Source organism: Natronospira elongata, assembly GCF_034931365.1.
Taxonomy (GTDB): Bacteria; Pseudomonadota; Gammaproteobacteria; order Natronospirales; family Natronospiraceae; genus Natronospira; species Natronospira elongata.
Window position 1 is genome coordinate 21,520 of the sequence record NZ_JAYGII010000023.1, and the last position, 20,095, is coordinate 41,614.

Here is a 20,095-nt window from a genome sequence, read left to right on the forward strand (position 1 = left end):
GCCCGGCGATGCCTGAGACCTCCATGGCCGACAGTTTCCCCAAAAGCCGCTTCCCGCTGCTGGCCAGCATTCTGCTGGGCCTGATGCTGCTGGCCTGGGCCCTGGTCCCGATCGCGGGCTCCATCAGTCTGGTCACCGGCTTTACCGAGGAAGTGGACGGCATCCACTATCTCAACGCCGATATCGAATACCGCCTCAGTGACGAAGCCCTGGATGCGCTCGATAATGGTCTGCCCTTGCGCCTGACGGTGGAGGTGGAAGTCCGTCGACCGCGGATGATGTGGACGGCCGCGACCGTGACCCGTTTCGAGCGGGTCCACGAAATCCAGTTTCAACCCCTGACCCGGCTTTATGTTGTCGAGAGTGAGCAGACCGGGCGGCGCCAGAGCTTTCAGAGCTATGCGGCCGCCATGGCCGAGCTCAGTCGCATCGAGGACCTGCCGGTGTTGGAGGAAAGCCGACTCGACCCGGATGCTCGCTATGAACTGCGGATGCGGGTAAAAATGGAGTTGCGTGAGCGACCGGATGGCGTTGGCTTCATTGCCCGTCTCTGGACCAATTCCAGCATCTCCAGTGGGTGGTATCAGTGGACCCTTCGTTCCTGAAAAAACTTGGCCTCAGCCTGCTGATCGCCTTTGGTCTGCTGCTGATGCTGGCTTCCCTGTGGATGCTGGCCGAGACCACCCAGCAGGCCACGGATTTCGATCGTCTCCATGATTGGCTGCTGGGCTTCAATGTCCTGGGTGTGGCCCTGCTGGTGGTCCTGCTGGGCTTCAATGTCACCCATCTGGCGGTGCAATATCGTGCCCGCCGGCCCGGTTCCCGGCTGACCGCGCGGCTGGTGGCGGTGTTCGCCGTGCTTGCCGTGGTGCCGGTGGTGCTGGTGTTCTACTTCTCCATGCAGTTCATCACCCGCGGTATCGATTCCTGGTTTGATATCCGTATCGAGTCGGCCCTGGAAGAGTCCCTGGCGCTGTCACGGGCGGCCCTGGAAAGCCGCATGCGGGAACATGAAGCCCGTACCGAGGAGGCCGCCCGCGAGCTGTCGGGGGCCAGGGCCACTGCCCTGCCTGGCCTGCTCGAGGATTTGCGCCGGGATCTGGAGGCCACCGAACTCACCATCTTCTCCAATGATGGCCAGATCATTGCCACCAGCGCCGACATCGGCCGCGGTCTGCTGCCCAGCCAGCCGCCCCGGGAACTGGTCTCCCAGGCCCGCCGTGGTGGCAGCCACACCGGGCTGGAATCACCGGAGGCGGAGGGCGAGGTCATCCATGTCCGCGCCCTGGTGGTGCTGCCGGAGCCCGAGCGGCTGGCGTCGCCCCGCATACTCCAGGCCCGTTTCCCGGTGCCGCCGCGACAGAGCGAACTGGCCGAAAGCGTGCAGACCGCCTGGCAGGAATACCGGGAGCTGGCTTTCTACCGCACCCCGATTCGGATCAGCTTTGCCCTGACCCTGTCGCTGGTGCTGCTGCTGAGTCTGCTCCTGGCCATTGTCGGTGCCTTCCATTTTGCCCGTCGCCTGGTTGCGCCGATTCAGGATCTGGCCGCCGGCACCCGGGCGGTGGCACGCGGTCAGCTGGATACCCGTCTGCCCCTGCGTGCCCATGACGAGGTGGGTTTCCTGGCCCTGTCCTTCAACGAAATGACCCGCCGCCTGGAAGAGGCGCGGGAGCAGGCGGCCCGCAGCCGGCGCGATGTCGAGGCGGAACGGGCCTACCTGGAAGCGGTCCTGGCCCGCCTGACGTCCGGGGTGATTGCCTTGGACGCCGGCCTCCGCCTGCGTGCCTCCAATGCCTCCGCCGAGAGCATTCTGGAAGCGGAACTGGCCGAAGGCGTGGGCAAACCCCTGCTGGATCTGTCCGAATCCTCCCCCCGGCTGAAGGTGCTGGCGGATCGCATAGCCGCCCATGTGCTCGACGGCGATTCGGAGTGGCATGAGGAGCTGGCGCTGCCGGGACGGACCCAGCGCCGCCTGCTGATCTGCCGCTGCAAGGCCCTGCCCTTTCCCGGCGAGAATGAGCCTGGCCATGTGATCGTCTTTGACGACATCACCACCCTGGTTCAGGCCCAGCGGGATGCTGCCTGGGGCGAAGTGGCCCGTCGCCTGGCCCATGAGATTCGCAATCCCCTGACCCCCATTCAGCTCGCCGCCGAGCGCATTCGCCACAAGTACCTGGACAAGGTGGAGGAACCCCGCACCCTGGATCGGGCCACCCACACCATTGTTCAGCAGGTGGATGCCCTCAAGGCCATGGTCAAGGCCTTTAGTGAGTACGCCCGCAGTCCGGAGCTGGAATTCAGCCAGCTCGACCTCAACCAGCTCGTTGTCGATGTGGCCGACCTCTATCGCGGTCTGCCGGGTGGTCCCCATGTGAAGTTGAACCTGGATGAGCAACTGCCGGCCGTTCGTGTCGATGCCGGGCGGATCCGCCAGGCCCTGCACAACCTGATTCGCAACGCCCAGGAGGCCAGCGAACACGATCGCGGTGCCACCATCTGGATCCACACCCGACCCATGCAGGCCCGGGGGTCGGAGACGGTGGAAGTGGTGGTGGAAGATGACGGGCCCGGCTTCGGCGATGACCTTGGCAACACCGTCTTCGAGCCCTATGTCACCACCAAGCCCAAGGGCACCGGGCTGGGCCTGGCCATCGTCAAGAAACTGGTGGAAGAGCATGGTGGCAGCATCCGCGCCGGCAACCGCGAGTCCGGCGGTGCCCGCATCGTCATGGAAATCCCCGTCAATGCCAGCACCGAACTGGCACCGACTGCCGGTTGATGCGGCAGTTTTTCCCATTCGCTGATAAAGTAGGCCCCTTCAAATTGCGCACAGTCCTGGAGGAAGCCGCATGACCGCAGCCCATATTCTGGTCGTGGATGATGAGTCCGACATCCGTGAGATGGTCCAGGATATTCTGGTGGACGAAGGTTACCGGGTCACCGTGGCCGCCAATGCCCAGGAAGCCCGTCGTGCCCACGATGCCGAGGAGCTGGATCTCATCCTGCTGGATATCTGGATGCCGGATGTGGACGGCATCACCCTGCTCAAGGAATGGACACGCAGCGGCGAACTGGACTGCCCCGTGGTGATCATGTCCGGTCATGGCACGGTGGATACCGCGGTGGAAGCCACCCGCCTGGGCGCCCAGGAGTTTCTGGAAAAGCCCCTGTCCATGGCCAAGCTCCTGCAGATCGTGGGCGAGGCCCTGGAATCCGGGCGCGAGGAAAGAGAGCGGCGCAAGGCGCGCTCCATCCTTTCGCCGCTGGTGGAGCCGGTGGGCAAGTCACCGCTGATGCGTGATGTCCGGGCCAAGGTCCAGAAGGTGGCGGCCGAGCCCTCCCCGGTGCTGCTGCTGGGCGAAGCCGGTACCGGTCGAGAGACCCTGGCGCGCTACCTGCACGCGGAAAGCCCTCGCTCCGATGGCCGATTCGTAAATGTCATCCTCAGCGGCCTGCGCAGTGATGAGGCCGAAGAACGCCTGTTCGGGCGCATGCAGGGAGGGCAGTTGGAACCGGGCTATCTGGAAAAGGCCCGGGGCGGCACCCTGTTCCTCAATGAACTCGCCGACATGACCCCCGAGGCCCAGCGTGTACTGATGGCAGCCTTGGAGGCGGGAAGTTACCGGCCGGTGGGCAGTGATCAGAGAGAGAAGCTCGATATCCGCCTGGTGGCCTCCGCTCAGGCCGGTATCAACCGTCTGGTGGAACAGGGCCGATTCCGTCAGGACCTGCTCAATCAGCTGGATGTTCTCCCCGTGCGGGTGCCACCCCTGCGCGAATACCGTGAAGACGTGCCCGATCTGATTCGCTATTACGTGGATGTGCTGGTGGATCAGGAAGGCCTGCCCTTCCGGCGCTTCTCGGTGGGTGCCCAGAATCGCCTGCGCAATTACCCCTGGCCGGGGAATATCCGCGAGCTCAAGAACATGGTCCACCGCTTCCTCGCCCTCTCCGATCGGGAGGAAGTGTCTCTGGAAGAAGTGGAACGGGAGCTGGATCGGGAAGAGGCCGAGCAACAGGCCGAGCCCCTGGTCAAGCAGGACCTGCTGGGCCTGACCCTGCGCGAGGCCCGGGAACGCTTCGAGCGCGCCTATCTGGAGCAGCAACTGGAGCTCTGCGGCGGCCGGGTGGGCAAGCTCGCCGAGCGCGTGGGCCTGGAACGCACCCACCTCTATCGCAAGCTAAAGGCCCTGGGCATCGATATCAGCAAGAACTAGGAGCAAGGAGCAAGAACGACCCTGCCAATCCCCTGTGGGAGCGGCTTTAGCCGCGATAAGGGGCAAATCGAAGCCCCATTCGCGGCTAAAGCCGCTCCCACAGCCGCCCAGCAGCTAGCCTCTCGCACTCAGCACTTGCGTTTGACTCCCGCCCGGCCGCCAGGCCATTGCGCGGATAAATCCGCGCCTACAGGGTGGGATTCGATAAGCCTAGTCGTCGCGCAAGCGAATCAACAACGGCTCAATCCCCTGATCCTCCAACCTCGACCGGGTGCGGTCCAGGCGTTCGGCATCCTCGATGGGGCCGACGCGGACGCGGTAATAGGTCTGGCCATCGTCAATGGTGACCCGCTGGATATGGGATTCGAAACCCGCCATGCCCAGCTCCGCCCGCATGCGGTCGGCGTCGGACTCACTGCGGAATGAACCCACCTGCAGGATGTAGCGGCCTTCCGGGGTGGGTTCGACGCTTTCCCCGCCCTCCGGCTCCCGGACCCGGACCTCCTCCTCGGGGACCACGACCTCAAAGCTTTCCAGCATGCGGTAGAAGTTGAAGCGGCTGCGGCCTTCCTCGGCCTCGTCGCCCTCATCCGACTCGGCCTGTTCCCGGGCCGCCTCCAGGTCGAGTTGCGGCAGTTCCGTGTCCGACTGCTGCAGCCAGGTGACGGCCATGGCGGCGCCAAAGCCGAGCACGAAGCCGGCAATCAGCCAGACCCATCCAGGTGTCGTCTCCACGGGATCTTTCCTCCTGGCCTGTCCGGCGTTCTTGTAGTCCCTGGGCATGGCGGTCCTTTCCCTGCGCTTACATGGATTCCGGTGCCGACACGCCAATCAGTGCCAGCCCATTGGCCAGTACCTGGCGTGTGGCTTCCACCAGGCATAGCCGGGCATTGCGGATCTCTTCTTCCAGCACCAGGAAGGTGTGGGCGTTGTAATAGGTGTGCAGGTCATTGGCCAGGTCCCGCAGGTACTGGGTGAGCTGATGGGGCGCCCGGTTGCGGGCCGCGGCCTCCACCACCTCGGGGAAACGGGAGAGGGTGACCATGAGCTGGTCCTCATGATCCTCGTCCAGCTGATCCAGGTTGGCCAGACCAGTGTCCCGGCTGTACTGAAAGCCCTTGTCTTCCGCTTGCTGGAAGACACTGCAGATGCGGGCATGGGCGTACTGCACGTAATAGACCGGGTTATCGCTGGACTGGGACTTGGCCAGCTCCAGGTCGAAGTCCAGATGCTGTTCATTGGAACGCATGACATAGAAAAAGCGCGCCGCGTCCCGGCCCACTTCCTCGCGCAGCTCCCGCAGGGTCACGAAGGAACCCGAACGGGTGGACATCTGCAGTTTTTCCTTGCCCCGGTAGAGATGGGCGAACTGCACCAGGCGCACTTCCAGGGAATCCCCCGGCTGACCCATGCCTTCCAGGCCGGCCTTGAGCCGGGCGATGTAGCCGTGATGGTCGGCGCCGAGAATATCGATCAGGCGGTCATGGCCCCGCTCGCGCTTGTTCAGGTGGTAGGCGATGTCGGAGGCGAAATAGGTAGCCTGGCCGTTGTCGCGCACCACCACCCGGTCCTTCTCGTCGCCATACTTCTCGGCCGCGAACCACTTGGCGCCGTCCTGTTCATAGACGTCGCCGCTTTTCTCCAGCTCCTCCAGGGCATGATCCACCATGCCGCCGCTGGTTAGGGAGCGCTCGGAAAACCACTCATCGAATTCGGTGCCGAAGGCCGACAGGTCCTCGCGAATGTCGGCAAGAATGTCCTCAAGCGCAGTGAGGAACACGGTCTGGAAGGCCTCCTCGCCGAGCAGATGACGGGCGCGGCCGATGAGCCCGTCAATATGGGCTTCCTTGTCCCCGTCGGGGGCGTCCTCGGGCAGGCCATGGAAGACCGACTCCACCGGCTGCTGGAAGGCCTCGCCGTGTTCCTCCCGCAACTGGCGGGCGATGTCGATGATGTAATCGCCGCGATAGCCGTTGCTGGGGAAACGCAGCTCGGCACCCCCCAGTTCCAGATAGCGCAGCCAGACCGAGGTGGCCAGGATGTCCATCTGCCGGCCCGCATCGTTGACGTAATACTCCCGGTGAACCGGATGGCCGATGGCCTCGAGCAGATTGCCCACGGTGCTGCCATAGGCCGCACCCCGGCCATGGCCCACATGCAGGGGGCCGGTGGGATTGGCGGAGACAAACTCCAGATGAATCTTCTCGTCCCGGCCGATATCGCTGTGACCGAAGCGCGTGCCGCGCTCAAAGACCTCTTCCACCACCGCATGCCAGGCCTGGGGGCTGAGGAAGAAATTGATGAAGCCGGGCCCGGCGATCTCCACCTTCCGGACCAGATCCGAGGCCGGCAGGGCCTCGACAATGGCTGCGGCCAGCTCCCGGGGATTCCGGCGCGCCGGCTTGGCCAGCATCATCGCCAGGTTGGCGGCAAAATCCCCGTGCTTGCGGTCGCGGGCCCGCTCCACCTGAATGGCCGTCCCGCGGGTCTCCTCGGGCAGCACACCTTCTTCCACCAGGCCCTTGAGGGCCTGCTCGAGCAACTGGCTGATTTCTTCCTTCACGATGCGACTTCCGGCTGGATTAAAAGCCGAGATTCTAACATTAAAGGCATCCCCTTCCGGTGGTCATGGCGCTGGAAGGCTTGTCGATCGGGTCGGAATGGTGACCCTGCCCCGTCGTCGGGAGAAAAAGAAACGGCGCCGGGGACTGCCCGGCGCCGCTGCTGGGTGGGCCTTGCGCTACCGCGCCTTACCAGATGAGTTCACCGCTTTCGCGATCGAGCACGCCGAAGCCGACGGCGGATTCGCCGTTTATTCGGCTGAACATGCCGCCCACATAGACGCGGCCCTCGTTGACGTGGATGACACTGACCGAATCATCGGGCTCCGGCGTCCACTCGCTATCAAGTCCCCCGTCCCCGTCGATCGCGGCCAGACTGCGGCCATCGAGTGCGGTGATGCGACGTGCACCGGCCAGAATCCGGTCCCCATCAACCGCCAGGGCCCAGATAAAGCGCCGACTCGACTCGGGCGCCCAATCCTCCAGATCACCATTGTCGGCATTGAAGGCGGCGAAGTGATCGCGGTCTTCACCGTCGGCCTGCTCAATATTCCCGGCCACATAAACGACGCCGTCGGCCGCGGCGAGACGCTGTTCCTGGCTGAAGGAACTGGCCACCGGGCCATCACCCGCATCCCAGCCAGTCACCACATCGCCATCGCCGCCTGGCTCGACCGCGACGATGTTGTTGCGGGTCTGTCCGCCCACTTCATTGAACTCGCCAGCCAGGAAGATGCGATCATTGTGGTAAGTCATGGCCACTGCGGTGTTGTTGTGGTCGCTGATCTGCGGGTCCCAGCTCTGCAGACTGCCATCCTGGACGCTGACGGCCGCGGCCCCTTCCCGGTCAACCGAATTGACCGCCCTGAAGCGACCCGAGAAATACAGCGAGCCCTCATGCACGAACATGTCCCGGACCGGTCGACCGCTACCTGAAACATCGGCCTGCCAGCCGTCCACCAGCTCCCCATCTGATGCCTGCAGGGCAGCCATGCCATTGTGATCTTCCCCGTTGACCTCGGAGAATGGCCCGCCCATAAAGAGGCGGTCACCATCGAGCAGTAGCTCGTGTACGGCCCCGTTGGTACTGGGCCTCCAATCCGGATCCAGGACGCCCGTGTCCAGGTCGTAGGCCGCCAGGTTCTCTCTCTTGTCGGTGGCCAGGGCAGTGAGCGTCCCGCCCAGGAGAACCCGGTCGCCGTCCAGGCCGATCGCTTCTACCGGTACATTGACCAGGCCGGAATCGAGAACCTCGCCGGCAACGTCAGCCCGCCATTCATGGGGTTCCGCATCGACACGGTCCACAACGGCAATGTTATGTCGGTCATGGCCATTGTCGTCGCCCTGGGTCTTATTGCCTTCATCCGTGCTGGACAGGGGACCGGGGCCGCCATCATGGCCCAGCCGATGAAAGTGACCGCCAAGGTAGATGTGATCGTCATGGGCCGCGATGGCGCGGACGGTGGGGGGATCAATTGAATCGCCGTACAGGCCTGGATCCCAGTTACCATCCAGAGTGCCGTCGCCGATCGCTACGGATGCAGCACTCATGCGTTGTTCACCATTGACGGCATGGAAAGTGCCTCCGATATACAGCCGACCATGGTGATTGGCCATGGCCCGGACCTGACCACTGACGGCCGTTGCCCAGTCGGCTTCGGAAAGTACATTCGCACTCTCCAGCTCAATGGCCGCGATGTTCTGGCGGCTGACCCCATCGATCTCGTCGAACATGCCACCGGCATAGAGGCGATTGTTATCGCTGAGCAGATGATGAATCAGGCCGGTATTCTCGGAGGTCAGGTTCCAGTCGGGCAGTTCGTCACCGCTGTTCAGGTCAATCGCCTTCAGGCCGCCCTTGAAGCCGTCCGGGTGAGCGAACCCGCCACCCACGAACAGCTTGTCCTCGTGGATATGCAGTGCCGAAACGATGAGGGGCGAAAGGGCTTCGCCGGGGTTGTCGGATAGCAGCTCTCCCGTCTCAGCGTTGACTGCAGCCAGCTGGGCCCGTGGTTCGCCATTGGCGATCTCGAATGGGCCCCCGAGGTAGAGTGTGCCGTCATGCAATTCGGCATCGTAGGCGCCCATATTCACGAGGTCTCCGTCGGGCATCCCGGCCGGTGCCGGGGCATTGGCCGGAATGCTGACCGGCCCGCCTGAGTCTTCCGTGGTGACCTGGAAATCCGGATCCAGCCGGCCACTGGCGTCCAGGCGTTGCAGCATGTGCAGGTCGTCACTGTCCGGGGCACGGAAGATGCCCGCCAGGTACCAGCCACCTTCGCCATCGGGAATGGCCCGCCGCACGATGCCATCCAGATCCTGGCCGGCATTGATGGCGAGGCCACTCGTTCCGCTGTCCACGCCAGGAACCAGCAGCGCTGCGGATTGCTGTAGGCCGATCCACTGGAAATTCCCGCCGACATAGAGGCGTTCCTCTCCGGTCTCCAGGGCCTCAATCCAGACATTGCCATCGAAGCTAATGGGTTTGCCCGCGCTGAGCACGCCGCTACCGGGGGCGCTGATGCTGGTGTCGGTCTGCAAGGCGAAATGCATCACGGTGCCGGCCTCCACGCCAAGCGCTTCCAGCTCAAGCGCCATCTCGTCGCCGTCACCGGCGGTGGCGTCCTGAATCACGCCGGAATCCGCGCATTGCCCAAGATTGTGCCAATCGCAGTCGGGATCGCTGGAGTAGAGCAGGTCGGCCTCTCCCGGACCGATCTGGTGCACGGTGACAGTGCCCGGTTGGCCCGAGAGGCCAATGACGGTGAAGTCTTCGCAGCTAACCAGCACATCATCAATGTCCTGGTCAGCAATCATGCCGCTGCCATTGTCCACCTGGCAGGCTTCACCATCCGGCGCGCTCGTCACGGTCACGGAATAGGACTCGCCTTCCTCGATCTCGGAATCGAACTGGAAGCTGCCGGGTGCATCCAGCGTGAGGGTTTCCTGGTCGTTGAGGGTGAGCAAGAGGCCGGCGCCGCTCATGTCCTCCACTACCCCGCCGACCAGGTAGCTGTCCTCTTCGGGGCCGCCAGGAAGTCCGTCGGCATCCTCGTCATCAGCGTCCATGCCGTCGGCCAGGCAGCCGGCCAGCAGGATCGCCGGAAGCAGGCCACCGAGGGCGGCTGCACGAATCAATGATCGAGACTGCGAGGTCTCCCTGAAAATGAGGTGATGGTTACTCATTTAACCCTCCATGAACCTTGAAATACCATACCGCCTGACCCGCGTAACAAGGGCCGGGGGAGTCCGTATATTCAGGCTAATGTCAGGCAATGGACGACGACCACCCCCCATACAGGGGCCCTAGGAGCTCACCCTGGCGGCTTCAGAACAACTCCACCGGATCCACATCCAGCGACCATCGCACCTTGCGGGCCGATTTCAGTCCTTCCAGGGCGGGGGTCCAGGGGGCCAGCAGGCGGTGCAGGGGGCGGCGGCCGTCGGCCTGGATCAGGACCTGGGCCCGGTAGCGGCCGGCGCGGCGTTCCATGGGAGCGGGCAGGGGGCCGAGCAGCATGATCGATGACTCGGCCTGGCGACGACCCAGTTCGGCGGCCTCTTCCAGGAAGGCATTGACCGCTTCCCGCTGGTGGGCCTCGGCCCGCAGCAGGGCGAGATGACTGAAGGGCGGAAAGCCGGCCTCCCGGCGTTCGCTGAGCGCCGCCCGGGCAAAGGCCGGATAACCTCCCTGGATCAGGGTCTCGAGCAGGGGATGGTCCGGCGCCCGGGTCTGAATCAGGACCTCGCCGGCGGCTTGCCCGCGCCCGGCCCGACCGGCTACCTGGGTGATCAACTGGGCCATGCGCTCCGGGCCACGAAAGTCCGCGCTCATCAGGCCCTGGTCGGCGTCAATCAGACCCACCAGGGTGAGGTTGGGGAAATCATGGCCCTTGGCCAGCATCTGGGTGCCGATCAGCAGCTGGGCGCTGCCGTCGCGGGCCCTGGCCAATAGGCTGTCCATTCGCCCCCGTGCGCGGGTGGTGTCACGGTCGATGCGGACCTGGCCAATGCTCGGGTAGCGACGGCTGAGGATCTGTTCCAGCTGCTCGGTGCCCTGCCCGGCAACCCCCAGCTTGTTGCTGGCGCATTCCGGACAGGCCCGTGGCAGTCGCCGGCTGGCGCCGCAGTGATGGCAGTCCAGGCTGCCCCGGGCCCGGTGATAGGTCATGCGGGCATCACAGCGACTGCAGTCGGCGGTCCAGCCGCAATGATTGCAGACCAGCACCGGCGCATAGCCGCGGCGGTTGAGAAACAGCAGGGCCTGGTGGCCTGCCTCCAGGTGGGCATCCAGGCGTTGCAACAGTCGCCCGCTCAAGCCCCCGTCCAGGTTCTGGCCGCGGATATCCACCACCCGCAGTTTGGGCGGGCGGGCGTCCCCGGCCCGCTCCGGCAGGCTCAGCCGGCGATAGCGACCGTCCTCGGCATTGCGCAGGCTTTCCAGTGCCGGGGTGGCCGAGCCCAGGACCACCGGGAAGCCCTGCATGCGGGCGCGCACCAGCGCCAGGTCGCGGGCCGAGTAACGAAAGCCATCCTGCTGCTTGTAGGCCGGGTCGTGTTCCTCGTCCACCACGCACAGGCCCGGCCGGGGCAGGGGCATGAACACCGCCGAGCGGGTGCCGATGATGACGTCCAGCGACCCGTCGCGGGCCAGTAACCAGGTATCGCGGCGTTCCCGCTCGTTCATGCCCGAGTGATACAGGCCCACCCGGGCCGGCAGGGCGGCTCGAAAGCGGGCGGTGAGCTGAGGGGTGAGGGCGATTTCCGGTACCAGCACCAGGACCTGCTCGCCCCGCGCCAGGGCCGCCCGGATCCCGGCCAGATAGACCTCGGTCTTGCCGCTGCCGGTGACCCCTTCCAGCAGATGACAATGAAAGCCGCCCAGGCCCGCCTCGATGGCCTCCACCGCCGAGGCCTGGGCCGGGTTTAGCGTCACCGCCTCGCTGCCCTCACTGGCCGGCGGCGCGGCGGGCTGTCGCGACTCTTCCACCACCAGGCCCTTGTCCGCCAGGCGCCGGGCCACGCCCTGCCAGCCATCGCCCAGATCCCGCAGCTCACGGGCCGGCAGTTCGCCCCCGGCCTCACGCAGGCGGGCGATCAGTCGCTGCTGACGGGGGGCGCGGGCCAGCGCGTCCAGGTCCTGCTCACGGCCTTGCTCGCTCAGCCGCCACCACTGCTCCGGCTTGCGACCGGCATCCGCCTCCCGGCGCAGAGCCGCCGGCAGCAGATGGTCAAAGACCTCCCCCGGCGGGTGGTGGTAGTAGGCCGCACACCAATGCCCCAGTTGCATCAGCGGGGCCGGCACCAATGCCTCCTCATCCAGGCGTCGATCCGCCCGCCGCAGACGGTCGCGGGGCAGGCTGCCGGCCTCCGCCTGGGTCTCCACCACCAGGCCCACCACGCGCCGACTGCCAAAGGGCACCCGGACCCGGCAGCCGACCGGGTCGCGACCCGAATCAGCGGCCGGCGGCAGGTAATCAAACAGCCGCCGCAAGGGTGAGGGGATGGCCACCCGCCAAATCCGTTCAGCCACCCCACACCCCCGCCGGTAAAGTTTCCACAGAAGCTGTGGATAACAATGTGGAAGACTTGGGTTTATCTGCCTCTAGGCCCATTGATTACTGGCTTCGCTTTAGATTGATCAATTTTTCACCGAAATCTCTATTTATAGCGAAATCAGTGAGTTACGTATTTTGCTTCAGGCCCATTATAAAGTAATGCGCCTGAAATCCGGTAAACGACGGCCATGTGCATAAGTCAAGCCCAGAACCGCCCGGCGAAAATTTTTTCCCCGGCCTGTCAACGCCGGCCGGGCTCGCCCGTTATGTTCAGTGTAAAGGCCGCGAATGGAGGGCCAGACCGAAGCGGAGGGGGAATGCAGCACAGTCTGGATGAATTCCTCGCCTCGGTCGAATTGAGGGCCTTCCAGCTTGCCCGGATGCGTCTGGGCAACAGCGAGGATGCGCATGACGTGGTCCAGGACGGCATGGAGCGATTCGTCGCCCATTATGCCGGCCGGCCCCGGGAAGAGTGGAGTCGCCTCTTTTACGGCATCGTCCACAACCGGGTCCGGGATTACCAGCGCCACAGCCAGGTGCGACAGCGCTGGCAGCAGGCCCCGGCCTTCGCCGACGACGAGCCGGGCCGCGAGGACTTGATCGAGCGCGCGCCCGCGCCCTCGTCCAGTCGGCCGGAGGAGTGGCTGAGCAACGCCTCCGGGATCGAGGCCCTGGTGGCCGCCCTGGAGGACATGCCGGAGCGTCAGCGCGAGGCGGTCACCCTGAGGATTATTCAGGGTATGGATGTGAGCGAGACGGCCGCCGCCATGAAATGCTCGGCCGGCAGTGTGAAGACCCATTTGTCACGGGCCCTGGCGAAATTGCGAGAGGTTCTGGGAGCGCATCGATGAGCAGCGAACAGGAACATGACGAAGCCGAGATTCGCGCCCTGCGCGAGGCCTTCGAGGCCGGGCTCGCCGAGGTCGATGAGCTGGATCGCGCCCGCCTGCGCCGGGCACGGCGAGAGGCACTGAAGCAGCCTCGAGAAGCGTTGCCGCTGCCACGTCCGGCGCGCTGGCAGGTGCCGGTGGCCCTGGCCGCCTCGCTGGGTCTGCTCAGTCTGATGCTGCTGCCCATGCTGAACGGCGGCCCGGACCAGACCATCGAGAGTGATTGGGCCGAGGCCCGGAACGATGTCTCTGACCTGGAAATATTGCTGGCCGAGGAAGACATGACGCTATACGCGGATCTGGATTTCTACCTCTGGCTGGAAGCGGAATTGAGTGCACGGGAGGACGCCAAGGATGCGGGCTAATGTCCTCTGCAGTCTGACCCTGGGTGGCCTGGCCACGCTGGGCCTGGCCATCCCCGGCACTGCCGGGGAGGCGCCCGACCCGGAACTCCTGGAGTTCCTGGGTGAATTCACGGGGGAGGATGGTGAGTGGGTGGATCCCATGGATCTCTACCTGCTCGACGAAGAGGCGATGGACGGTCTGCTTGAAGAAGACCCGGACTCGCCCAAGGAGGATGACCATGAGCACTAATATCGTTGGGGGGCGTAAGTGGATGGCCGGTCTGTGTGCACTTGTCGTGGGCACGGCGATGGCAGGCACGGCGCTGGCCAGTGTGCCGGAATGGAATGACCTCAGCGACCGCCAGCAGGACGTGCTGGCGCCGATGGCGGAGCGTTTTGACCGCCTCCCGGCCGAGCGCCGGGAAAACCTGGCCCGCGGCGCCGAGCGCTGGGCGGAAATGGACGACGAGCAGCGCGAACAGGCACGTGGTCGTTTCCGTGAATGGCAGGACCTGGACGAGGACGAGCGTCACGGCATCCGTCAGCGCTATGTGGCCTTCCAGAGCCTGCCGCCCCAGGCCCAGGACCGCGTGCGTGCGGCTTTTGAGCGCTACCACGAAATGGGCCCGGAAGACCGCCAGGAATTCCGCGAGCGCTGGCAGGAAATGAGCCCCGAAGAGCGCCGCGAGTTCGCCCGCGAACGCCGCGAGCAGGCCATGGAACGCCGCGACGAAGCCCGCGAACGGGGCATGGAACGCCGCGAAATGCAGCGGGAAATGCGCCAGGATCGCCGCGAAATGCAGCTGGAACGGCGTGAGCAACGCAGAGAACAAAACCGGGATCGCCGCGACAACCGCGGCGGCCGGTAACAGGTCCGGACGGAATGTAACCCCCCCCCGCGTTCCGTCCGTTCAAGACCCCGGCCGTTTGGTCGGGGTCTTTTTTTTTGGAGGGTCGCTGACCCGGGGTGGCCACCCCAGCGACCCCTGGAGAGCCAAATATCCCGTAGGAGCGGATTCATCCGCGATTTAGGCTTCGGTTGCCGCCCAATCGCGGATAAATCCGCTCCTACGGCCGGGGGTAGGGCCTTGGAGTGGGGTCGCGCGTCTACGGCGCAGATGCCCGCCTGGCAGTGCCTTATAGCTCGTAGCTCGCCGCTCGCCGCTAATAATCCCCGCCGTTATCGTCTTGACCGTCATTGTCGTCCGTCACCACCGGTGGCTCGTCCTGGTCGATATACTCGAACGACCAGCTACCGTGGACATCGCCGTCTTCGTCAACCACTTCCACCGTCCAGGTGCCGGTCCACTCGGGCACCAGGCGCTTGCTGGACCAGGTCCGCCAGCGCGGGCCGCCCACGGTCAGTTCTACTTCCGCTTCCACATCACCGTCATGCTTCCAGCGGTGGGTGAGGGTGTGGCCCTCCATGTCGCGAAACTCGGTGAAGAACAGCACCAGCTCATGATCGTTACGCAGTTCCTCGATCTCGTCCACCGGCTCACGTTCCTCCACGGCGGTGGTGAACTGGGCGCGATAGACGCCGTGTTCGTCGGCGAGCACCGGGCTACCCAGGCCGAGGGCCAGCACTGCCACCATGCTCAGGCCGGTCGTCAGCTTGATCTTGTTCATTGTTCATCCTCCCTTTCTGGCGATTGTTTGGCTCAGGGCTCCAAAGGATAGCCCAAGCCCGGCGCATCGCCAGCCTTTGATCCCCTATAATGGCCGCTTTTCACCGGGACGCTGTGCATGCAGGAACTGCTGATTCTTCTCCCCATTCTCCTGCTGGTCGGGGTACTGGCCGGCCTGCTCGCCGGTCTGCTGGGGCTGGGCGGCGGCATCGTGGTGGTCCCGGCCCTGTTCTGGATCTTCCGTGCCCAGGGCATCGAAGCCGAGCTGGCCATGCCGGTAGCGGTGGCCACCTCGCTGGCGACCATGGTGCTGACCACCGCCACGGCTGTCCGAACCCACTGGCGGCAGGGCACCACCCGCCGTGATCTGCTGCCCTGGCTATTGCCGGGGATTGCCATCGGTTCGGTAATTGCGCCGCTGGTGGTGGCCCAGATTTCGGCGACCTTGCTCACCGCGCTGTTTGCCGGTTTTATGTTTCTGGTCGCGTTTCGCATGATCCTTCCCCAGCGGCCGCCCGAGCAGGCCGGCCGGGCCCGGGCACCGGAATTGCTCTTCGGCGGGGTGGGGGTGGCCACGCTCTCGGCCATGCTGGGAGTCGGGGGCGGGATTCTTACCGTGCCCTGGTTGCAGTGGCGGGGCCTGGCCATGGCCCAGGCGGTGGCGGTCTCGGTCACCGCCGTGCTGGTGGTGGGGGTGATCGCCACCGCCGTCTATGCCCTGATGGCGGTGGACAGCCCCATCCCCGCCACCATCGGCCTGGTCCAGTGGCCCTCGGTGTTGGCCATTGCCGCCACATCCATGGTCTTCGCCCCCCTCGGCAGTCGTCTCGCCCGGCGCCTGCCCGATCGGCTGCTGCGCCGCACCTTCGCCCTGGTTCTGCTGCTGGTTGGCCTGAGCATGCTTCTCTGAGCCGCGCCGCCTGCTAAACTGCCGGTGTCGAGGCCGGCGCGGGGGAGGCCGGCCCACGGCCAAGTACTTGCCGTCACGCTTTGAGCACGCTTTCAGAGAGGGAGAAGCCATCATGCCGTCACGCCGCCTGCCGTCCGCCACCCTGGCCCTGGCCTGCCTTGTGGCCGCCAGCGCCGTCCAGGCCGAGGACCGCCGCGACTTCTGGTCCATCAACGCGGGGATCGCCTGGGCCTGGGATGATCACATGTTCCGGGATTTCGACGGTAACGACATTGCCACCTTCGCCAGTGGCACCTGGGGCGTGGGTCCAGATTTCATGCCCGAGTGGATGGGCTACGAGACCGAGCTGGGTCTGACCCTGACCGATGGTCGCTGGCTGGGCGAGGACTGGTCCATGCAGCATTTGGGCAGCTACCTCACCGGGCAATGGGGCAGTGAGCGGCTCTACCTCAAGCTTCGCGGCGGGGTGGCCTACAACCGGGTCAAGGTCGGCAGCTTCAGCGGCGACGACTTCGGCATTGCCGGTGGCGCCGGGCTGGGTTTCCAGATCCTCGGCCAGCCCCTGGAAGTGCACTTCAACGCCATCGACGGTGACGTCACCACCATCACCGCCCACTGGCACTTCTAGGCAATCCGGCAGCCCAGCAAAGAAAAAGCCCCGCCGGTCTGGCGGGGCTTTTTTCGTATCAGGCCTTGTTGCAGCCGCTTAGCGGATCAGCACGAACAGGGCTCCGTCGCCCCGGCGGACATTGAGCACCAGGGCATCGGCGTCCTGCAGGGCCTCGCGCAGTTCACTCAGGTTCCGCACCGGCTCCCGATTGACCGAGGTGATCACATCACCGGAGCGCAGATGACGGGCGGCGGGGCTGCCCCGTTCCACCTCGTCCACCAGCACCCCTTCCACGCGACCGAAGAGCGGGGAGCGCTCATCCAGCTCGCTGAAGCTGGCGCCGGCCAGGCGCTGGTGCAGTTCCTCGGCCTTGACCGAGGTTTCTTCGGGGTCGGAGATGACCGCGGTGACCGTAAGCTCGTCACCATTGCGCAGGATCTCCAGGCTGACTTCCTCGCCCACCCGGAGCAGGCTGACCCGGGTGACCAGCTCGCGGATGCTGGTAATCGGCCGGTCATTGAGGCGCACGATCACATCGCCTTCCTCGATGCCGGCTTCCTCGGCGGCGGAGTTGGGGGCCACCTGAGTCACCAGGGCGCCGCGATGGCGATCAATGCCCATGGCCTCGGCAAAGTCCGGGGTCAGGTTCTGCACCGACACGCCCAGACGGCCCCGCCGGACCCGGCCTTCCTCGAGAATCTGGTCCATGATGCCGCTGGCCAGATTGGTGGGGATGGCAAAACCGATGCCGATATTGCCGCCGCGGCCGGAGAGGATGGCGGTGTTGATCCCCACCAGGCGCCCGTCCAGGGTCACCAGGGCGCCGCCGGAGTTACCCGGGTTGATGGCGGCATCGGTCTGGATGAAGTCCTCGATGCGGCCATCGCCCCCGCGCAGGGCCCGGCCCAGGCCGGAAACGATGCCCGAGGTGACGGTATGGTCCAGGCCAAAGGGGTTGCCGATGGCGACCACGAAATCCCCCACCCGAACCCGGTCGGAATCGGCGATCTCGATCTGCTTGAGGTTATCGGCGTCGATGCGGATCACCGCCACATCGCTCTGCTCGTCCGAGCCCACCACCTCGGCCTCGTAGGTCCGGTTGTCATGCAGGTGGACCGAGATCTGGTCGGCATTATCAATCACATGGTGGTTGGTCAGGATGACCCCGTTTTCCGCATCCACGATCACCCCGGAGCCCAGGCTCTGGGTCTCCCGCTCCTGGGGCTGGTCGGGCATGTCGAAAAAGCGCCGAAAGAAGGGGTCGTTGGCGAAGGGGTGCCGCTGCACCTCCACCGTGCCGCGCGTGGAAATATTGACCACCGCCGGCGAAACCTCTTCCAGCATGGGTGCCAGCGAGGGCAACTCCCGTCCCTGGCCGTCTGTGGCTGGCAGCGCGGCCTGAGCCGCAAAACTCAGTACAAACAAGCTCAGAACACCTGCGAATTTGGGCAGGATGGCTCTGCTCATGAGTGGTCTCTCCTCATGCATGGGTTGAAAAGTGGTTAATCGACTTCCGACGTCTATAAGAAGACTGCAAGCGTTTCGCCGGGTTCCCCGAAGGCCGGCTGAAGTTGCCGATTCTCGCGTTTTTCCGCCGCCGTTACCATCCCCCCGTGAGGGGGGTGACAGGCCGGGCGGGATGGACAAAAAAATGGCCCGGGCAAGCCCGGGCCAGTCCTGATCTGACAGCGCGCGGCCGGTTGTTCAGCCCTTGACCTGAATCCGGCGCGGCTGGACCTTCTCCTGCTTCGGAATCACCACTTCCAGCACGCCGTTCCTGCTCTCGGCGCTGATCTTGTCGGCATCCGCGCTGTCGGGCAGCACGAAGCGCCGGAAGAACTGGCCGGAGACGCGCTCCACGCGGCGATAGCCGTTGCGCTCTTCCTTGTTTTCCTCGGTCCGCTGACCGCGGATGGTCAGGGTGCCGTTCTCCATGGTGATCTCGATGTCATTGGGGTCCACGCCGGGCACGTCCGCATGCAGGATGAAGCGGTCCTGCTCCTCGCGGATGTCCACCGCCGGGGCCCAATCGGACACCTCACCGGTCTCGCTCTCATAACCGGGGACACCGTCAAAAATCGTGTTGAGTTCATTCTGGAGCTGATTCATCAGACCCCAGGGCCGACGACGATACGGGCTAATGTTCATTGCCATGGTCATCACCTCCTGATGTTTCCGGGCTGATTGCCTGGATATGCCGTTCTGATATCCGATTTAGGGGCGCTCGTCCCCGTTTCAAGACCCCCGATCGTGGTTTTCTTGACGATTATTCAAATCCGGCGGCTTTCTGACGCGGCCCTGGCCATCCCCAACACAATATCTTGGGGCGCCCAGAAACCTGCCCGAGACCTTAAGTGCCTGAATTTACCCACGTTAGGGCCCTGGAGCGTGCCCCGTGCAAGCTGTCAAGTCCTTGTTTTGCAGTTATTTTTCGATATGATGCCCGGCCCGTGAAATTTCTTGACAGGGATTCCGGCCCTGCTACGCTAGTTGTTATTCGTCACAAGATATTGTGTTTTGTCATCCCCAGCTTATCCACAGAGTTGTCCACGGGGTGACAGATCACGGGAGCGAGCACCGGCCACGCCGGTCGCGTCGAACGAGAGGGGAAGGACTCCAGTCCAAGTAATTAAGCCAGGCCGTGGCCGACAAGCGCGTGCGCGCGCGTGTGCCCGGTCAATAAATAATCATCAGGAGGCAACATGAGCACCGCGCTTGAAATGGACAAGACAGCAGTAAAGGCGATCCCCGTCCAGGATGCGTCCGTGGACATCTGGGACAAGAAGTATCGCCTCAAGACCAAGGATGGCACCGTCCTCGACGAAACCGTCGATGACACCTACAAGCGCGTCGCCAGGGCCCTGGCCGAGGTGGAAAAGCCCGATGCCCGCGAACACTGGTACGAGCGTTTCCTCTGGGCCCTGCGCCAGGGCGCCATCCCGGCCGGGCGGATCGTGTCCAACGCCGGTGCCCAGGCACACAAGCCGGCCACCTCCACCATCAACTGCACCGTCTCCGGCACCATTCGGGATTCCATGAACGACATCCTCGGCAAGGTTCATGAAGCCGGGCTGACCCTCAAGGCCGGCTGCGGCATCGGCTATGAGTTCTCCACCCTGCGCCCCAAGGGGGCCTACGTCTCCGGTGCCGGCGCCTACACCTCCGGGCCGCTGAGCTTCATGGATATCTACGACCGCATGTGCTTCACCGTCTCCTCCGCCGGTGGCCGCCGCGGCGCGCAGATGGGCACCTTCGATATCGGCCATCCGGACGTGATGGATTTCATTCGCGCCAAGCGCGAAGACGGCCGCCTGCGCCAGTTCAACCTCTCCCTGTTGATCACCGAGGAGTTCATGGAGGCGGTCAAGAACGAC

17 protein-coding genes are annotated in these 20,095 nt (G+C 64.6%); 10 read left to right on the forward strand and 7 right to left on the reverse strand.

From position 1 onward, the window contains the following. Positions 1–23: 23 nt before the first annotated feature. The 3 genes from VCB98_RS10240 to VCB98_RS10250 all read left to right on the forward strand — a co-directional run bounded on the left by VCB98_RS10240 (position 24) and on the right by VCB98_RS10250 (position 4,220). On the forward strand, positions 24–605 hold the full coding sequence (locus VCB98_RS10240) for a DUF4390 domain-containing protein (protein WP_346052298.1): 582 nt from the start codon (positions 24–26) through the stop codon (positions 603–605). After that, positions 587–2,782 (forward strand): sensor histidine kinase, encoded by a 2,196-nt coding sequence (locus tag VCB98_RS10245; protein ID WP_346052299.1) that lies wholly within the window; start codon positions 587–589, stop codon positions 2,780–2,782. Before VCB98_RS10240 ends, VCB98_RS10245 begins: the two co-directional genes overlap by 19 nt. A 70-nt stretch (positions 2,783–2,852) precedes the next feature. Then, on the forward strand, positions 2,853–4,220 hold the full coding sequence (locus tag VCB98_RS10250; protein ID WP_346052300.1) for a sigma-54-dependent transcriptional regulator: 1,368 nt from the start codon (positions 2,853–2,855) through the stop codon (positions 4,218–4,220). Between the two features lie 210 nt (positions 4,221–4,430). On the opposite strand, the gene VCB98_RS10255 is transcribed toward VCB98_RS10250, so the two are convergent. The 4 genes from VCB98_RS10255 to VCB98_RS10270 all read right to left on the reverse strand — a co-directional run bounded on the left by VCB98_RS10255 (position 4,431) and on the right by VCB98_RS10270 (position 12,314). Beyond that, positions 4,431–5,003, reverse strand: coding sequence for an SPOR domain-containing protein (locus VCB98_RS10255; RefSeq protein WP_346052302.1), 573 nt, complete (start codon positions 5,001–5,003; stop codon positions 4,431–4,433). Between the two features lie 19 nt (positions 5,004–5,022). Beyond that, positions 5,023–6,783, reverse strand: a complete 1,761-nt coding sequence (argS, locus tag VCB98_RS10260) for an arginine--tRNA ligase (protein WP_346052304.1) — start codon at positions 6,781–6,783, stop codon at positions 5,023–5,025. 187 nt (positions 6,784–6,970) lie between these two features. Then, positions 6,971–9,967, reverse strand: a complete 2,997-nt coding sequence (locus VCB98_RS10265) for a PQQ-binding-like beta-propeller repeat protein (RefSeq protein WP_346052306.1) — start codon at positions 9,965–9,967, stop codon at positions 6,971–6,973. A 142-nt stretch (positions 9,968–10,109) separates the two neighbouring features. Continuing rightward, positions 10,110–12,314, reverse strand: coding sequence for a primosomal protein N' (locus VCB98_RS10270; protein WP_346052308.1), 2,205 nt, complete (start codon positions 12,312–12,314; stop codon positions 10,110–10,112). A gap of 342 nt (positions 12,315–12,656) precedes the next feature. Here VCB98_RS10270 and VCB98_RS10275 point away from each other — a divergent pair, with 342 nt between their 5' ends. The 4 genes from VCB98_RS10275 to VCB98_RS10290 are packed head-to-tail and all read left to right on the forward strand — an operon-like array spanning position 12,657 to position 14,442. Beyond that, entirely contained in the window at positions 12,657–13,190 is a 534-nt protein-coding gene (locus VCB98_RS10275; RefSeq protein WP_346052310.1) for an RNA polymerase sigma factor, read from the forward strand. Beyond that, positions 13,187–13,594: a hypothetical protein gene (locus VCB98_RS10280; protein WP_346052312.1), complete on the forward strand. Its 408-nt coding sequence runs from the start codon at positions 13,187–13,189 to the stop codon at positions 13,592–13,594. Before VCB98_RS10275 ends, VCB98_RS10280 begins: the two co-directional genes overlap by 4 nt. Then, positions 13,584–13,823, forward strand: coding sequence for a hypothetical protein (locus tag VCB98_RS10285; RefSeq protein WP_346052314.1), 240 nt, complete (start codon positions 13,584–13,586; stop codon positions 13,821–13,823). The genes VCB98_RS10280 and VCB98_RS10285 overlap by 11 nt, the downstream gene beginning before the upstream one ends. Next, a complete protein-coding gene (locus tag VCB98_RS10290) occupies positions 13,813–14,442 on the forward strand; it encodes a DUF3106 domain-containing protein (protein WP_346052316.1) in 630 nt (209 codons plus the stop codon). The genes VCB98_RS10285 and VCB98_RS10290 overlap by 11 nt, the downstream gene beginning before the upstream one ends. A 295-nt stretch (positions 14,443–14,737) precedes the next feature. On the opposite strand, the gene VCB98_RS10295 is transcribed toward VCB98_RS10290, so the two are convergent. Then, the gene (locus VCB98_RS10295; protein ID WP_346052318.1) at positions 14,738–15,202 is read right to left on the reverse strand and encodes a DUF2914 domain-containing protein; all 465 of its coding nucleotides are present in this window, start codon (positions 15,200–15,202) and stop codon (positions 14,738–14,740) included. A 117-nt stretch (positions 15,203–15,319) separates the two neighbouring features. Here VCB98_RS10295 and VCB98_RS10300 point away from each other — a divergent pair, with 117 nt between their 5' ends. Both VCB98_RS10300 and VCB98_RS10305 read left to right on the forward strand, forming a co-directional pair. Then, on the forward strand, positions 15,320–16,111 hold the full coding sequence (locus VCB98_RS10300; RefSeq protein ID WP_346052320.1) for a sulfite exporter TauE/SafE family protein: 792 nt from the start codon (positions 15,320–15,322) through the stop codon (positions 16,109–16,111). A gap of 112 nt (positions 16,112–16,223) precedes the next feature. Continuing rightward, the gene (locus tag VCB98_RS10305) at positions 16,224–16,739 is read left to right on the forward strand and encodes an outer membrane beta-barrel protein (RefSeq protein WP_346052322.1); all 516 of its coding nucleotides are present in this window, start codon (positions 16,224–16,226) and stop codon (positions 16,737–16,739) included. Positions 16,740–16,817: 78 nt separating this feature from the next. On the opposite strand, the gene VCB98_RS10310 is transcribed toward VCB98_RS10305, so the two are convergent. Then, positions 16,818–18,188 (reverse strand): DegQ family serine endoprotease, encoded by a 1,371-nt coding sequence (locus VCB98_RS10310; protein ID WP_346052324.1) that lies wholly within the window; start codon positions 18,186–18,188, stop codon positions 16,818–16,820. Positions 18,189–18,425: 237 nt separating this feature from the next. Beyond that, positions 18,426–18,875: an Hsp20/alpha crystallin family protein gene (locus tag VCB98_RS10315; protein WP_374729210.1), complete on the reverse strand. Its 450-nt coding sequence runs from the start codon at positions 18,873–18,875 to the stop codon at positions 18,426–18,428. 548 nt (positions 18,876–19,423) lie between these two features. Between VCB98_RS10315 and VCB98_RS10320 the strand changes: the two genes are divergently transcribed. Continuing rightward, a partial coding sequence (locus VCB98_RS10320) for a ribonucleotide reductase barrel domain-containing protein (protein ID WP_346052326.1) occupies positions 19,424–20,095 on the forward strand: 672 nt, incomplete at its 3' end.

Bases quoted from the DNA above. Each gene is read 5' to 3' on its own strand.
- VCB98_RS10240 (WP_346052298.1), top strand. From the start codon at position 24: ATGGCCGACAGTTTCCCCAAAAGCCGCTTCCCGCTGCTGGCCAGCATT.
- VCB98_RS10250 (WP_346052300.1), top strand. From the start codon at position 2,853: ATGACCGCAGCCCATATTCTGGTCGTGGATGATGAGTCCGACATCCGT.
- VCB98_RS10255 (WP_346052302.1), bottom strand. From the start codon at position 5,003: ATGCCCAGGGACTACAAGAACGCCGGACAGGCCAGGAGGAAAGATCCC.
- VCB98_RS10265 (WP_346052306.1), bottom strand. From the start codon at position 9,967: ATGAGTAACCATCACCTCATTTTCAGGGAGACCTCGCAGTCTCGATCA.
- VCB98_RS10275 (WP_346052310.1), top strand. From the start codon at position 12,657: ATGCAGCACAGTCTGGATGAATTCCTCGCCTCGGTCGAATTGAGGGCC.
- VCB98_RS10280 (WP_346052312.1), top strand. From the start codon at position 13,187: ATGAGCAGCGAACAGGAACATGACGAAGCCGAGATTCGCGCCCTGCGC.
- VCB98_RS10285 (WP_346052314.1), top strand. From the start codon at position 13,584: ATGCGGGCTAATGTCCTCTGCAGTCTGACCCTGGGTGGCCTGGCCACG.
- VCB98_RS10290 (WP_346052316.1), top strand. From the start codon at position 13,813: ATGAGCACTAATATCGTTGGGGGGCGTAAGTGGATGGCCGGTCTGTGT.
- VCB98_RS10295 (WP_346052318.1), bottom strand. From the start codon at position 15,202: ATGAACAAGATCAAGCTGACGACCGGCCTGAGCATGGTGGCAGTGCTG.
- VCB98_RS10300 (WP_346052320.1), top strand. From the start codon at position 15,320: ATGCAGGAACTGCTGATTCTTCTCCCCATTCTCCTGCTGGTCGGGGTA.
- VCB98_RS10305 (WP_346052322.1), top strand. From the start codon at position 16,224: ATGCCGTCACGCCGCCTGCCGTCCGCCACCCTGGCCCTGGCCTGCCTT.
- VCB98_RS10310 (WP_346052324.1), bottom strand. From the start codon at position 18,188: ATGAGCAGAGCCATCCTGCCCAAATTCGCAGGTGTTCTGAGCTTGTTT.
- VCB98_RS10315 (WP_374729210.1), bottom strand. From the start codon at position 18,875: ATGGCAATGAACATTAGCCCGTATCGTCGTCGGCCCTGGGGTCTGATG.